Origin of the sequence: Janthinobacterium sp. PSPC1-1, from assembly GCF_049897625.1 — a bacterium.
Taxonomy (GTDB): Bacteria; Pseudomonadota; Gammaproteobacteria; order Burkholderiales; family Burkholderiaceae_D; genus Janthinobacterium; species Janthinobacterium tructae.
Map to the genome: position 1 here is coordinate 39,195 of NZ_JAFCWP010000009.1, position 14,052 is coordinate 53,246.

A 14,052-nucleotide genomic window follows, 5' to 3' on the forward strand; every position below is an offset into this window, starting at 1 on the left:
GTCGTGGCCGGAGTTTTATGAACATTTGATGACAAACGTCAGTTCGTGCGTGCGGCGTTCGTCTAGGTACTGTCTTGCCGAGCATAGCGTTCGGCGCCGCGATACCGGGTAGGGCAACCGTTTGATTTTGAGGTGAATGGAATATGCGTGAGATGAAGAAACGAGGTAACGGCGCGCCGCAGGCGCCCGCGACCGCCTTGACGATGCTGTGCCTGGCCATGCTGGCGCTGCCCGGCATGGCGCGCGCCCAGGACGCCGTCCCGGCGGCCGCCCCCGTGGCCGCGCCGGAACGGCAAGTGACGATCGAGGAATACCTGGTGCGCGGCAATACCGTGCTCGATGCGCGTGCCATCGAAGAGGCGGTCACGCCCTTCCTGGGACCGGGCCGCAGCCTGAAGGATGTGGAAGGGGCGCGCGACGCCTTGGTCGCCGCCTACCAGGCGCGCGGCTACCAGTCCGTCTACGTGGACTTGCCGGAGCAGCAGGTGGAGCAGGGCGTGGTGGTGCTGCAGGTGAGCGAAACCAAGGTGGGACGCTTGCGCGTGGTCGGTGCGCAATACAACTCGCCGCTCGACGTGCGCCAGCAAGTGCCGGCACTGACGGAGGGCAAGGTGCCCGACTTTACCCAGGCGCAAGTGGAACTGACGGCACTGAACCGCGGCCCCAAGCGCCAGGTGATGCCGCTGGTCAAGCAGGGCAGCCTGCCCGGCACCATGGACGTGGACTTGAAAGTGGAAGACAGCAGCCCGTGGCGCGCCAGCGTGGGCTTGAACAACGATTACAGCGCCGATACCAAAAAATTGCGCACCAGTATGTCGGTCGGTCACGACAACCTGTGGCAGATGGGGCATAGCGCCACCATCAGCTTTTTCGGCACGCCGGGCGACCTGAACCAGACCAAGGTGTGGTCCGCCTCGTACGTGGCACCGATCGGCACGCAGGGCTGGAGCGTGGAAGCGACCGGCTACCAGTCGAACAGCAACGTGGCCAGCACGGGCGGTACCAGCGTGCTGGGCAAGGGCCACGCGCTGGGCATGAAAGTCAACTATACGGTGCCCAACAGCGGCATCTGGTGGCACAGCTTTTCTGCCGGCATCGATTTCAAGGATAACCAGGAAGCGCTGAAACTGAATGGTGCCGGCTCCAGCGTTCCCTTGAAATACGTGCCGCTCAGCGTGTCGTATAACGGCTTTGCGCAGACGGAGACGGCGACGTATGGCCTGGGCCTGTCGCTGGTGGCCGGCACGCGCGCCTCGTTCGGCTACGGCAGCGACAGCGCCGCCTATGACAACAAGCGCTACAAGGCTACACCCAGCTTCCTCGTCCTGAAGGGCGACGCCAATGCCACCTACACCCTGGGCAGCGGCGCGCAGCTGTACGGCAAGCTGGCGGGCCAGCTGGCCGACGCGGCGCTGGTGTCGGGCGAGCAGATGGCCGCTGGCGGCGCCAATTCCGTGCGCGGCTATCTGTCGGCCGAAGCGACGGGCGACTACGGCGTGTCCGGCAGCGTCGAATGGCGCACGCCGCAGCTGACGTATTTCAGCCGCCTGGAAAACTGGCGCTTGTTTGCGTTTGCCGATGGCGCGCGCCTGCGCTTGCGCGACCCGCTGCCGGAACAGAAAGACCTGTTCGGCCTGGCCTCCGTGGGCGTGGGCAGCAGCTTCCAGTTCCTGCGCTACCTGAATGGCCGCATCGACTTTTCGTATCCGCTGCGCGATGGCCCGCGCACGCACAAACACGTGCGCCGCATCAATTTCAACCTGTCGGCCAGCTACTGACGGGCCAGCTCACCAGCACTGTACTTTTTTAGACTTTTCTTCGGAGAATCACTGTCATGCAACGTTTTCGACGTCTCTTATTCTTGCTCACGATCCTGGGCACGCTCGTTCCCGGCCTGGCGCATGCCTGGTGGCAGCCCGACTGGGCTTACCGTAAACCCGTCACCGTCGATGCCGGCCCGAAGGCCGGTGCCGTCGGCGGCGATCCCGGCCGCATTCCCGTGCTGCTGCGCTTGCATTCGGGTAATTTCAACTTTGAAGGCGTCAGCGACAACGGCGCCGATCTGCGCTTCGTGGCAGGCGACGACAAGACGGTGCTGAACCACCAGATCGAACAGTTCAACCCGCTGCTGGGCATCGCCCTGATCTGGGTCGACGTGCCGGCCCTGAGCGCCGGAACACCGCAAAAATTGTGGATGTACTACGGCAATCCGAAGGCGCCCGCGTCCGGCAATGGCCAGCGCACCTTCGACCCCGACTACAGCCTGGTGTACCACTTCGCCGAACCGGGCGTGCCCTCGCGCGACAGCACCGCCTACGGCAACCATGCCCAGACGGCCGTGCCGGCGCTGGACGGTTCCGTCATCGGTGCCGGTGCCCGCCTGGGCAGCGCGCCCCTGATGCTGCCCGCCTCGCCTTCGCTGGCGCTGGCCGCCGGTGCGCCATTTACCTTCTCGGCCTGGGTACGCCCGGACAGCCTGGGCGCGCAGCAAGTGCTGTATGCGCGCCGCGACGGCGCCAATGAATTGCTGATCGGTATCGACCAAGGTGTGCCGTTCGTGCAGGTGAATGGCCAGCGCAGCAAGCCCGGCCAGCCGATCCAGGCGGCGCAATGGTCGCACCTGGCGGTGAAAGCCGACAAGAACAACGTGGCCCTGTATGTGGGCGGCCGTCCGGCCGTCTCGCTGGCCACCGCGCTGCCGGCATTCAGCACGGCGGCCTCGGTAGGCGCCGATGCGCCGCCGGTCGCCACCGGCACCGCCACCCTGGCCAACTTCACGGGCGCCATCGACGAGCTGCGTCTGTCGCGCACGGCCCGTCCCGATGCGCTGCTGCTGGCCGACGCCGTCTCGCAAGGTTCCGAATCGCGCCTGGCCGTGTTTGGCGCCGATGAACAGCAGGCCGGCAAAAGCCATTTCGGCTTCATCATCGCCGCCATGCCGCTCGACGCCTGGATCGTCGTCGGCTTGCTGGGCCTGATGATGGTCTTGTCATGGATCATCATGATCGGCAAGGGCCGCAGCTATGGCGCCATCGCGCGCGCGAATGCGCAATTCATGCAGTCGTTCCACGAAGCGGCCGGCGCGCCGCTCGACCACCTGGCGCGCAACGGCAAGCTGAGCAACGCCGTGAAGACGGATTCCTCGCTGTGGCGTTTGTATGACGTGGCCATCGACGAAATGCGCCGCCGCCACGACCGTGGCTACGATCTGAACGCCGTCTCGAACGCCACCATCGGCGCCATCCGCGCCGCCATGGATGGCGTGATGGTGCGCGAAAGCGAGCGCATGTCGAAACGCATGATCTGGCTCTCGACCACCATCGAAGGCGCGCCGTATGTCGGCCTGTTCGGCACCGTGATCGGCATCATGCTGGTGTTCGTCGTGGCGGCCATGGCCGGCGCCGTGGACATCAACTCGGTGGCGCCGGGCATGGCCGCAGCATTGCTGTGTACGGCTGCCGGCCTGGGCGTGGCGATTCCCGCGCTGTTCGGCTACAACTGGCTGTCCTCGCGTTCGGACGCCATCGTCGCCGATATGGCTGTCTTCGTCGATGAATTTGCCACGCGCCTGGCTGAAGAGCAGGGCGACGGACGCCAGATGCGTCCCGTGCTGCAACAGGCGTGAGGGGCGCATAACCATGGCCACCTCCGCCAAGTTTACCCCCCGCAAGCGTAGCGGCGGCATCAACATCACGCCCTTCGTCGACGTGCTGCTGGTGGTGCTGGTGATTTTCATTTTGACCAGCAACGCCAGCATTCCCGGCATCAAGGTCGACCTGCCCAAGGCCAGTTCGGCCATGGCGCTGGAAAAACCGAAGACCAAGGCCATCACCATCGACAACGCGGGCCAGGTTTTCCTCGATGCCTATCCCGTCACCCTGCCGGAGCTGGAAGAGCGCTTGCGCACGGAAAAGGCCTTGACGCCCGACTTTCCCGTGATCGTGCGCGGCGATGCTGCCGTGCAGTACGCGAAAGTGGTCGAAGTGCTCGACTTGCTGCGCCGCATCGACCTGAACCAGGTGGGCCTGGTGACCGGCAAGCCGGCATGAGGAGCGCAAGGTGAAGCGTGACGACATGATGAAGACGGCCGCCTCGGAAGCGTCGGGCGCGGCGCAGTGGTGGCGCCGCTGGGGTGGCGTGGCCGGCGGCGCGCTGCTGGCCGGTGCGCTGGCCGCGCTGGTCTGGTATTTGCTGTCCGACACGGCGGCCACCAAGCGTGAAGTGGCGGCGCCGCCGATGCTGATGCTGCCCCCGCCACCACCGCCGCCGCCGGAACCGGAAAAACTGCCGGAACCGACGCCCGACAAGGTGGTGCCGGAAGTGTCGGAGCCGGAACCGACGCCGGCTGACAAGCCCATGGATGACGCGCCGGAAAGCCCGTCGCCGGACAAGGGCGACCCCGTCACCATCGACGGCGCGGCGCAGGCCGGCAGCGACGCCTTCGGCATCCAGGCCGGGCGCGGTGGCGGCATGAGCGGCAGCGGCGGTGGCGGCGGCCTCGGTGCGGGATCGTATGGCCGCTATGTGGCCAATGCCTTGCAGATGGCGTTCGCCCGCGACCCGCGCACACGCCAGCTGGCTTTTAGCGATATCCGCGTCGACCTGTGGCTCGATGCGGAAGGCAGGACGTCGAAGGTCCACCTTGTGCAAGGCACGGGCAATGCGCAGACGGATGAGCAGGTGCTGGCCATGGTGCGCGACTTCCGCGCCGATGAGCGGCCACCGGCGTCATTGCGTTTTCCCGCAAGAGTATCGATCAAGGGCCGCCGGCCGTAGCGCCCACATTCATATTAATTTTTTTCGAAAGAAACAATGAATTCCTTATTTTCTCCCTCACAGCGCCTGCGCCGCCTTCCGCTGGCGCTGGCCGCCTTCGCCCTGAGTGTGGCGGCAGGCGCGGTACAGGCACAAGCACCGGCCGACAGCACCATGGTCAAGCTGATCCGCGGCTTGATCCAGAGCGGCGCCCTGAACAAGGATGCCGGCGAGGCGCTGCTGGCGCAGGCGCAGAGCGAAGCGCTGGCCGCGGCGCAAGCCCGTCCGGCCGCCGCGCCGGCCGCCCTGGCGCAGGTACAGCCAGGCGACGTGCGCGTGCCGTATCTTTCGCACACCGTGCGCGAGCAGATCCGCGACGAGATCAAGGGACAAGTGCTGGCCGAAGCGAAGGCGGGCGGCTGGGCGGCGCCGAATGAAACGCCGGCCTGGACCAAGCGCATCCGCGTCGAAGGCGATGTGCGCGCGCGCTACGAATCGCGCTATTACGACATGGCCAACAGCAATATCGAGATCGACTGGCGCTCGCTCAACAGCGGCAGCGGCTATGACGTCAATTCGAACACCAATCTGGCTCTGCCGGCGCTGCTGAACACGCGCGAAGACCGCAAGCACTTGCTGCGCGCGCGTGCCCGCCTGGGCATCCTGGCCGATATTTCCGACAGCACGCAAGCGGGCATCCGCCTGGCCAGCGGCAACGACGACAGCCCGGTATCGACCACGCAAACCTTGGGCGGTGGCCTGGGCAAGAAAAACATCTGGCTGGACCAGGCCTGGTTGTCGTATCAGCCCGCTTCCTGGCTGAAACTGACGGCGGGCCGCTTCGATAACCCGTTCGTGTCCGGCGATGAACTGTTTTCCAGCGAACTCAATTTCGACGGCATCGCCGCCAAGCTGCAGCAGCCTGTCGGCGAGAGCAAGGACGTCACCGTGTTCGGTACGCTGGGCCTGATTCCGCTCGAGTATTCGTCCGACAATGCGCCTAGCCGCAGCCAGGCAAAAATGTCCAGCGAAAACAAATGGCTGCTGGGCGCGCAGGTGGGCGCCTCGTGGAAGATCAATAGCGAGCATCAATTGCGCGGCGCCCTGGCCTACTACAACTTCCGCAACATCAGCGGAGAATATTCGCAGCCGTGCGCCCTGTACGCAGGCGCCGATGGCTGCAGCACGGACTGGTCGCGTCCATCGAGCATGCAAAAGGGCAATAGCTTGATGCTGCTGCGCAATATCGCCTTGAACCCGCTCGATCCGGCGAATACGCCGCAGCCGCAATTCGTGGGGCTGGCGTCGAAATTCCGCCTGGCCAATCTGAATGCGCGCTGGGATAGCAAGGTGGCCGGCGGCACGGACTTGCGCATCGAAGGCGATTATGTGCGCAACATGGCCTACGACAAGAGTGCCATGTGGGCGCGCGCCAAGGGCGGCATCATGAACAACTTCGGCGGCACGGGCGGCGTCTCGCAAGCCGATTTCAGGAGCGGCGGCAATGCCTACATGCTGCAGGCGACCCTGGGCAAGGCCAGCCCGGCGGCGCGCGGCGACTGGAACGTGTTGCTTGGCTACAAGCGCATCGAACCGGACGCCTTGCCTGACGCCTACAACGATTCCACCTTCCACCTGGGGGGCACGAATGCGCGCGGCTATTACCTGGGCGGCGCGTATGCGCTCGACAAGAATACCTGGTTGAACGGCCGCTGGACGTCGAGCCGCGAAGTGTTCGGTTCGGCGCTGTCGATCGACACCCTGCAAATCGAACTGAACGCGCGTTTTTAAGGAGCCATGATGTTGATATCCAACAAAATGCGCCTGCCTTTATTGCTGTTGAGCTTGCTGGCCGCCAGCACCGCTCAGGCGCAGGGACAGAAGGGGCAAAGCATGGAAGAGCGTTTGCGGGCCGAGTTGCGCAATGTCACGGCGCAATTGCAGCAGACGCGTGGCGAGCTGGAAGTGCTCAAAGCCAAGGGCGCGCCTGCCGCCAAGGCGACGCCCGCTGCTGCCGCCGCACCCGCCAGCGATGGCTTGAAAAAGGAGCTGGCCCGCAGCCAGTCGCAGCTGGCGCAGGAGCGCGCGCAGCGGGAAAAACTGGGCGAGCAGCAACAGCGCAGCGCCGCCGCCGCGCAAGAGGCGGCCGCCAACCTGGCGCAATTGCGCCAGGCCAGCGAGCAGCTGGCCGCCACGGGCAAGCAGATCGAAGCGGAGCGTGCGCGTCTCGACGGCGAAGTGGCGTCGCAGCGCGGCGCCCTGGCGCGCTGCGAGAGCAAGAATGCCCAGCTGTATGCGGCCGGGCAGGAAATCCTGCAAGCGTATGAAGGCCTGGACGTGCTGGGCGTCATGCAAGCGCGCCAGCCGTTCGCCGCGCAAAGCAGAGTGAAACTCGAGCAAATCGCCCAGCAGTATGGCGACCAGCTGTACCAGGGGCGCTTCGATGCGCGTCAGACAGAAACGCCTGCCGCGCCCGCGCCGGCCCCCCAATAATCTTTTTGAAATGAATGGAATGACGATGGAACACACCAACACCAACTTGCTGACCACCCTGAATGCGGAACAAACGGCCGAGGCCATCAAGGCGGCCGGCTGCGCCGTGACGAGCATCGAACACGACGGCGTCGTGCGCCTGCACAGTGCCAGCCATGGCATCGGCTTTCAAGTGCTGTGGGGCAATGAAACGGCGCCCGGCCAGTACGCGGACCTGACCCTGAGCTGCCCGCTGCGCGTGCAGGGCGGCGATTTGCCAGTCGGCTTGTTGGCCGAATGGCACCGCAGCAAGCGTTTTGCCCGCGTGGCCCAGCATGGCGATTTCGTCGTGCTGGAAATGGATGTGCTGGTCGCCGGTGGCGTCAGCCGCGAATACCTGAATATCAATCTGCAACTGTGGACGCAGATGATGGGCCAGTTCTTCTTGTTCTTGCGCAACTTTACGCCAGCCGATACGAGCACGGCACCGGTAGTCGAGGCCGCCAGCGTGGCAGAAGAAGAAACTGTGCCGGCCTGATAAGAGCCGTCCACGGGCGGCGAAGATGGCCGGTGACGGGCCTTTTTTGCCGCTTGCGGGTCCCAAGTGTCGTATTAAATACTTATTTTTTAGGCATCGCGCATTAAAACTGTTCAAAGAGCGTGTGTGAATCAAGCCAGCAACGCCTGTATGGCGGATAATATTGCCTGTTGCCGATTTGGATACGACCTTTACACAAAAATGCGCCCCATGGATTTTACCCGCGACGAAACCAGTGAAACCCCAGTTGCCCCGGCCAGCGCGCCGGGAGCGCCTTTGCCGTATGCCGTCGCCACATGGCTGCAGCGGGTGGAGGCTGCCGCCCATCCGAAGGCCGTGCTGAGCATTGCCGAACCGGACCCCAAACTCAACCAGCATCGATTGATCTACGTGCTGGCGCCCACCAGCGGTGGCCGCCACGTGGCCCTGTGCCTGTACAAGGCGCGGCTGCGGCCGAATGGCGACGTGGCGGCCGCTACTCCCATCAGCGAGATCTTTTCGCTGCTGTCGGCGCCGCCCACGTTTTTGACGCCAGCCGACGAAGACCTCGTGCGTTTCTTCGTGGCCATGCGCAGCGGGCAGAATTCGCAGACAGGCAGCGCCACGGAACCGAAGGGCAAGGTGGGCGCGGCCCTGCTGAAAATGCTGGCCGAGCAAGATAAACTGTTGTGGGCCAATTCCTGGGCCGATGTCGGCAATGGCCTCGTGTACCCGTTGAAAGAAGGTCCCGTGCGTCCCGCGCGCCTGTTCTGGCGCGACGAAGGCAAGACCATGCGCCTGGGCTGGCAAGTGGACCCGCCGGAAGGTGCGAAGCACCATGGCGCCGACCAGATCGACTACATGCTGCCCACCGATCCGCCGTGGTACATCGACAATCTGTCGTGCGGCGTGCTGGAACTGAACCAGGGCGGCTCCGACATTTCCCTCGCCGATCTACAAGCGCTGGTGGCACAGGCGCCGCCGTTGAATGCGAACGACAAGGTGCGCGTGTCGCAACTGCTGCTGGCGCAAGGCTTGCAGCATTTGATGCCGCTGCCGCAACCGTTGCCGCAGCGCTTGCGCAAGGACGTGCCGGCGCAACCGGTCTTGCTGCTCGACAGCGCCCTGCTGGCCGATGGCAGCGCGCAGCGCTGGAGCGATTTCGCCGTGCTGTCCTACGACTACGATGGCGAGCGCGTCGCGTTCGACCCGTCGCAGCGCGTGGTGCGGCAAGTGGGCGAGGTGACGGAAATTATCCAGAGAAATACGCTCGATGAAGCGCGCGCCCTGGCCACCCTGGCCGAGCTGCAATTCAAGAAACCGGGCTCCGCCCCCTTGAGCGGCTTGAAGGGGGCCTTGCAACTGCCTTCCCAGGCGGAATGGCTGCGTTTTGCCGAGTCCGGCATCGACGCCTTGCGGAAGCAGGGCTGGATCGTGGAAAAGACGGCCAAGTACCGTTACGACGTGAGCGAAGCCGGTGACTGGTACGCGGAAATCGACGACCAGGACCCGGACAGCGGCAACGCCTGGTTCGAGCTGGAACTGGGCATCGTCGTCAACCAGGAAAGAGTGCCGCTGCTGCCCGTGCTGGTGCAGTTGATCCGCAACGCGCCCAACGATTTCAACCCGAAAGTCATCGAAGCGCATGCCGATGATGACCAGATGCTGGCGACCTTGCCGGACGGCACGCGCGTCGCGCTGCCGTGGGGCCGTGTGCGCCCCATCCTCAACACCTTGGGGGAACTGTACTTCAGCGACAAGATCAAACATGCGGTGCGCATGTCGACCCTGGACGCGGCGCGCTTGGAAGAACTGGCGCGGGGCCTGGAATTGCGCTGGACGGGCGGCGAGCAATTGCGCGCCATGGGCCGCAAGCTGAGCCAGTTTGGTTCCGTGCAAAAAGTGGCGGCGCCAGCCGGGCTGCAGGCCACTCTGCGCGACTACCAGGCCGATGGCCTGGCGTGGATGCAATTCCTGCGCGACCATGACCTGGCCGGTATTTTGGCCGATGACATGGGCCTCGGCAAGACCGTGCAAACCCTGGCGCATATCCTGGTGGAAAAGGAAGCGGGCCGTTTGACGCATCCGGCCCTCGTGATTGCACCGACGAGCCTGATGGGCAACTGGCAGGACGAGGCGGCCAAGTTCGCGCCCAGCCTGAAAGTGTTGCTGCTGCAAGGCAAGGACCGCGCCCAGCAATTCGACCAGATCGATCAATGCGACCTGGTGCTGACCACCTATGCGCTGTTGCCGCGCGACGAGGAAACCCTGCGCGAGCATGATTTCCACCTGGTCATCCTGGACGAATCGCACTACATCAAGAATACGCGCAGCAAGGCGGCGCAAAGCGCGGGCCTGCTGCGCGCGCGCCACCGCCTGTGCCTGTCCGGCACGCCGCTGGAAAATCACCTGGGCGAACTGTGGTCGCAATTCCACTTCCTGCTGCCGGGCTTGCTGGGCGACGAGAAGACCTTCAATACCCAGTTCCGCCATCCGATCGAGCGCCAGGACGACCCGCTGCGCCGCATGCTGCTGAACCGCCGCATCAAGCCGTTCCTGCTGCGCCGCACGAAGGACAATGTGGCCAAGGAACTGCCGCCGAAGACGGAAATGGTGCGCAAGGTGGAATTGACGGGCCCGCAGCGCGACCTGTATGAAACCGTGCGTCTGGCGATGGATCAAAAGGTGCGCGAAGAAATCGACAAGAAAGGCGTGGCGCGCAGCCAGATCGTCATCCTCGAAGCGCTGCTGAAACTGCGCCAGGTCTGTTGCGACCCGCGTCTGGTGAAATCCTTGCCGGCGAAGAAGCAGTCGGCCGGTTCGGCCAAGCTGCTCGACCTGATGCAGATGGTGGAAGACTTGCTCGACGAAGGGCGCAAGATTCTCGTCTTCTCGCAATTTACCAGCATGCTGGAATTGATCGAGGAAGAGCTCGAATCGCGCGACATTCCGTATGCCCTGTTGACGGGCGAGACGAAGGACCGCGGCGCGCAAGTGGCGGCCTTCCAGCAGGGCGCCGTGCCCATCTTCCTGATCAGTTTGAAAGCGGGCGGCGTGGGCCTGAACCTGACGGCGGCCGACACGGTCATCCACTACGATCCGTGGTGGAATCCGGCGGCGGAAAACCAGGCCACCGACCGCGCCTGGCGCATCGGCCAGGACAAGCCTGTGTTCGTGTATAAATTGATCGCGAAGGGCACGCTGGAAGAAAAAATCCAGTTGCTGCAGCAAAAGAAATCGGAGCTGGCGCAATCGATCCTGGCCGAAGGCGAAGCGCAGAAGATGGCGCTCACGCAAGAAGACTTGCAGCAGATTTTCGCTCCACTGGAAGATTAAGGGGGCCGCTGGCCCTATACTTGGCGCTTCTTTCTCGCCAGGTATAAAGCATGCTGCCCTTTCTGCCGTTTATTGTATTGCTGCTTGCCGGCGCCATCCTGATGGCGCTGCGTTTCGTCCAGTTGCGCCGCGCCCTGTTGCGCGCGCGGGCGGGCGAAGCGCAGTTCCGCCTGCTGGCCGAACACGGCCGCGACGCGGCCTTCCTGCTCGACGCCACTACCCTCGAATTACTCTACATCAGCCCCACCGCGCAGCGCCTGACGGGCCATGACTTGCCCGCCTTGCGCGAGCACGCGGCGCGCCTGGCGCAAGACGTGCCGGCCCGCTTGCAGCGCTGGCGCGCTGGCGACACCAGCCGTTTGTCCCTGCTGCGCGAAGTGGAACTGCCGCATGCCGACGGGCATCTGCTGGCGCTGGAAATCAGCTCGACCATCGTGCCCGCCGCACCGGGGCGGGGCGAAACCGTCGTGGGCACGCTGCGCGATGTCAGCGCCGCCCAGGCGCAGGAAGCGGAGCGGGAAAAGGAGCAGAAGCGCTTCGCCTCGATGCTGTCGCATGAATTCCGCACGCCGCTGGCGACCATCGACGGCGCCATCCAGCGCCTGGTCTCGACGTCGAAAGACGCCGACGAGGCCACGCGCAAGCGCTACGTGAAAATCCAGACGGCCGTCGACCGCCTGCTGGGCATGATCGACGATTATCTGTCGCCCGAGCGCATGGCGGCGCTTGGCCGCGAGCGGGCCGCCGACGGCATCGCGCCGCTGGCCTTGCTGCAGCAGGCGGCCGCCACCGTGCCGGCCAGCCACACCGTGCAGTTGGAACTGGATGAAGACTTGCCGGCCAGGCTGCGCTGTGACGTGCCCGGCATGGCCCTGTGCCTGAAAATCCTGCTGGACAATGCCGTCAAGTTCAGCCCGCCGGGGAGCAGCATCACCGTGTCGGCCAGGCTGGTGCCTGAGGGAGGCGTGGCCCTGTGCGTGCGCGATGCGGGGCCCGGCTTGCGGGAAGAAGAACTGGCGCAGCTGTTCGATAAAGGCAGCCGTGGAAGCCATGCCACGCATCCCGGTGCGGGCCTGGGCCTGTACATGGCGCGCGCCGTGGTGGACGTGCATGGGGGGAGTTTGCAGGGGCATAATCTGCCCGAAGGTGGGGCGCTTTTCCGCATTTGGCTGCCGCTTCCTGTCTAGACAAGGAAAAGCCTTGCTTCCGCTGAAGGCAACCGTGATAATTCCTTGACGTAAACCTATTGTGCCGTCCATCATGGTGCAGAAGTGAATGGCATGGTTTGCCCACGGTAGCTCACTAACGGAAGAATGGCGTTGCAATGACGAAAATACTGATCGTCGAAGACAATCTGGACTACGCCGAAGACATGGCGGAGTTTCTCGTTGAGCTCGAACACGAAGTTCATATCACCAGCTCCGCTGGCGGGATGTGGACGGCGTTGAGCCATGGCAATGTCGGCGTGGTCGTGCTGGACCTGGGCTTGCCTGACGAGGACGGCTTCAACGTCATCCCCCGCATGCGCCAGCTGTATCCGCAAATCGGCGTGCTGGTGCTGACGGGGCGTGTCGCTTTCGACAGCCGCATCCTGGGCTTGCGCCTGGGCGCCGACCACTATCTGACCAAGCCGATCAAGTTTCCCGAACTGGCCGCCCACATCGAGGCGCTCGACCGCCGCGTGGGTCCGCAAGATCCCGTGCCGGAACCAGGCAAGTGGACCTTGAAAGTAAGCGCACGCCAACTTGAGCTGATGGGCGCCGTCATCGCCCTGACGGAAAAGGAATTCAACTTCCTGCACTTGTTGACCATCAACACCCGTCCCGTGCCGCGCGACGTCATCGTGGCCGGCATGGGCGGCGAAGATCCCGATGCGGGCCGCCGGGTCGACATGCTCGTGTACCGCCTGCGCAAGAAAGCCAAGACGGGCCTGGGCCAGGATTTGCCGCTGCGCAGCGCGTATGGCGAGGGTTACAGTCTGTCGGCCAGTTTTAACCTGTCCTGATACAGCTGCCAGCCACCCGCAACAGGGTGGCTGCATAAAAAGGGACAGAGTCAATCGTTTTTCCCGGTATTTTCAATAAAACAGGGTCAGAGTCGCACCTTGCGCTCCAGAGTGTGTAAAATCAAGGCCTTAGCCTATATTTACCGACTCTGCCATGGCCCGTTTGCCCCGCCTTATCATTCCAGCACTGCCCCATTACGTGATCCAGCGCGGCAGCAACCGCCAGCCCGTGTTCCAGGATGCGCTGGACTACGCGCAATTCCTTTCCTGGCTGAAAACGGGCGCGAAAATGTTCAAGGTGGCCATCCACGCCTATGTTTTATTGCCTGATCAGCTACATTTGTTGGCCACGCCCAGCGATGCCACGGGGCTGGGGCAGCTGATGCAGTGGCTGGGACGCTATTACGTGCCGTACTTCAATCAAAAATACGGCCGCGAAGGCGCCTTGTGGCAGGGACGCTACAAAACCTCCGTCATCGATGCCGACAATTTCTTCCTGACTTGCTGCCGCTACCTGGAATGCGTGCCCGTGCAAACGGGCCTGGCGGCCCAGGCATTGGACCATGCATGGTCCAGTTATGCCCACCATGCCGGTGTGCGTCCCGATCCCCTCATCACCGACCACGCGCTGTACTGGGGACTGGGCAACACGCCGTTCGACCGCGAGGCCGCGTATCTGCGCCTGGTCGAGCAAGGCCTGGGCAGCAGCCAGGTGAAAGTGGTGGAAGAGGCTGTATTGAAGGGCTGGCCGCTGGGTTCCGACGCTTTCAAGCAGGCGCTGGAGCAGAAAATGCAGCGGCAAGTACTGCCTGCCAAGCGGGGCCGTCCCCGCAAAATCGTGGCCGCAACGGATGCCAATTGAAACATATTCGCATTTAAAACAAAAAATGGTTTCTTTCTGACGTTTTATTGAAATTGGTTTGACTATGTCCCTATTAAATTTTTAGAGCGACGGAATCAAATTTAA

At 63.7% G+C, this 14,052-nt stretch carries 11 protein-coding genes; all 11 read left to right on the top strand.

From position 1 onward, the window contains the following. Window positions 1-152 precede the first annotated feature (152 nt). The 11 genes from ACP7EG_RS23420 (at window position 153) to ACP7EG_RS23470 (ending at window position 13,947) form a co-directional block, all read left to right on the top strand. The gene (locus ACP7EG_RS23420; RefSeq protein WP_426089506.1) at window positions 153-1,778 is read left to right on the top strand and encodes a ShlB/FhaC/HecB family hemolysin secretion/activation protein; all 1,626 of its coding nucleotides are present in this window, start codon (window positions 153-155) and stop codon (window positions 1,776-1,778) included. A gap of 56 nt (window positions 1,779-1,834) precedes the next feature. Beyond that, window positions 1,835-3,625, top strand: a complete 1,791-nt coding sequence (locus ACP7EG_RS23425) for a DUF2341 domain-containing protein (protein ID WP_426089507.1) — start codon at window positions 1,835-1,837, stop codon at window positions 3,623-3,625. Window positions 3,626-3,638: 13 nt separating this feature from the next. Then, entirely contained in the window at window positions 3,639-4,049 is a 411-nt protein-coding gene (locus ACP7EG_RS23430; RefSeq protein WP_034753784.1) for an ExbD/TolR family protein, read from the top strand. A gap of 10 nt (window positions 4,050-4,059) precedes the next feature. Beyond that, a complete protein-coding gene (locus ACP7EG_RS23435) occupies window positions 4,060-4,776 on the top strand; it encodes an energy transducer TonB family protein (protein WP_426089508.1) in 717 nt (238 codons plus the stop codon). 36 nt (window positions 4,777-4,812) lie between these two features. Further along, window positions 4,813-6,546, top strand: a complete 1,734-nt coding sequence (locus tag ACP7EG_RS23440; RefSeq protein WP_426089509.1) for a putative porin — start codon at window positions 4,813-4,815, stop codon at window positions 6,544-6,546. Window positions 6,547-6,552: 6 nt separating this feature from the next. Next, window positions 6,553-7,248, top strand: a complete 696-nt coding sequence (locus tag ACP7EG_RS23445) for a hypothetical protein (RefSeq protein WP_426089510.1) — start codon at window positions 6,553-6,555, stop codon at window positions 7,246-7,248. Window positions 7,249-7,273: 25 nt separating this feature from the next. Beyond that, a complete protein-coding gene (locus tag ACP7EG_RS23450; protein WP_426089511.1) occupies window positions 7,274-7,765 on the top strand; it encodes a YbjN domain-containing protein in 492 nt (163 codons plus the stop codon). 210 nt (window positions 7,766-7,975) lie between these two features. Then, window positions 7,976-11,080 (top strand): DEAD/DEAH box helicase, encoded by a 3,105-nt coding sequence (locus tag ACP7EG_RS23455; protein WP_426089512.1) that lies wholly within the window; start codon window positions 7,976-7,978, stop codon window positions 11,078-11,080. A 50-nt stretch (window positions 11,081-11,130) separates the two neighbouring features. Further along, a complete protein-coding gene (locus tag ACP7EG_RS23460) occupies window positions 11,131-12,267 on the top strand; it encodes an ATP-binding protein (RefSeq protein WP_426089513.1) in 1,137 nt (378 codons plus the stop codon). A 137-nt stretch (window positions 12,268-12,404) separates the two neighbouring features. After that, entirely contained in the window at window positions 12,405-13,085 is a 681-nt protein-coding gene (locus ACP7EG_RS23465) for a response regulator transcription factor (protein WP_034753797.1), read from the top strand. 154 nt (window positions 13,086-13,239) lie between these two features. After that, window positions 13,240-13,947, top strand: a complete 708-nt coding sequence (locus ACP7EG_RS23470) for a transposase (protein WP_426089514.1) — start codon at window positions 13,240-13,242, stop codon at window positions 13,945-13,947. Window positions 13,948-14,052 lie beyond the last annotated feature (105 nt).

What these genes read in the sequence shown, in the direction of transcription:
- ACP7EG_RS23420 (WP_426089506.1), top strand. Translation starts at nt 153, where the DNA reads ATGAAGAAACGAGGTAACGGCGCGCCGCAGGCGCCCGCGACCGCCTTG.
- ACP7EG_RS23425 (WP_426089507.1), top strand. Translation starts at nt 1,835, where the DNA reads ATGCAACGTTTTCGACGTCTCTTATTCTTGCTCACGATCCTGGGCACG.
- ACP7EG_RS23430 (WP_034753784.1), top strand. Translation starts at nt 3,639, where the DNA reads ATGGCCACCTCCGCCAAGTTTACCCCCCGCAAGCGTAGCGGCGGCATC.
- ACP7EG_RS23440 (WP_426089509.1), top strand. Translation starts at nt 4,813, where the DNA reads ATGAATTCCTTATTTTCTCCCTCACAGCGCCTGCGCCGCCTTCCGCTG.
- ACP7EG_RS23445 (WP_426089510.1), top strand. Translation starts at nt 6,553, where the DNA reads ATGATGTTGATATCCAACAAAATGCGCCTGCCTTTATTGCTGTTGAGC.
- ACP7EG_RS23450 (WP_426089511.1), top strand. Translation starts at nt 7,274, where the DNA reads ATGGAACACACCAACACCAACTTGCTGACCACCCTGAATGCGGAACAA.
- ACP7EG_RS23455 (WP_426089512.1), top strand. Translation starts at nt 7,976, where the DNA reads ATGGATTTTACCCGCGACGAAACCAGTGAAACCCCAGTTGCCCCGGCC.
- ACP7EG_RS23460 (WP_426089513.1), top strand. Translation starts at nt 11,131, where the DNA reads ATGCTGCCCTTTCTGCCGTTTATTGTATTGCTGCTTGCCGGCGCCATC.
- ACP7EG_RS23465 (WP_034753797.1), top strand. Translation starts at nt 12,405, where the DNA reads ATGACGAAAATACTGATCGTCGAAGACAATCTGGACTACGCCGAAGAC.
- ACP7EG_RS23470 (WP_426089514.1), top strand. Translation starts at nt 13,240, where the DNA reads ATGGCCCGTTTGCCCCGCCTTATCATTCCAGCACTGCCCCATTACGTG.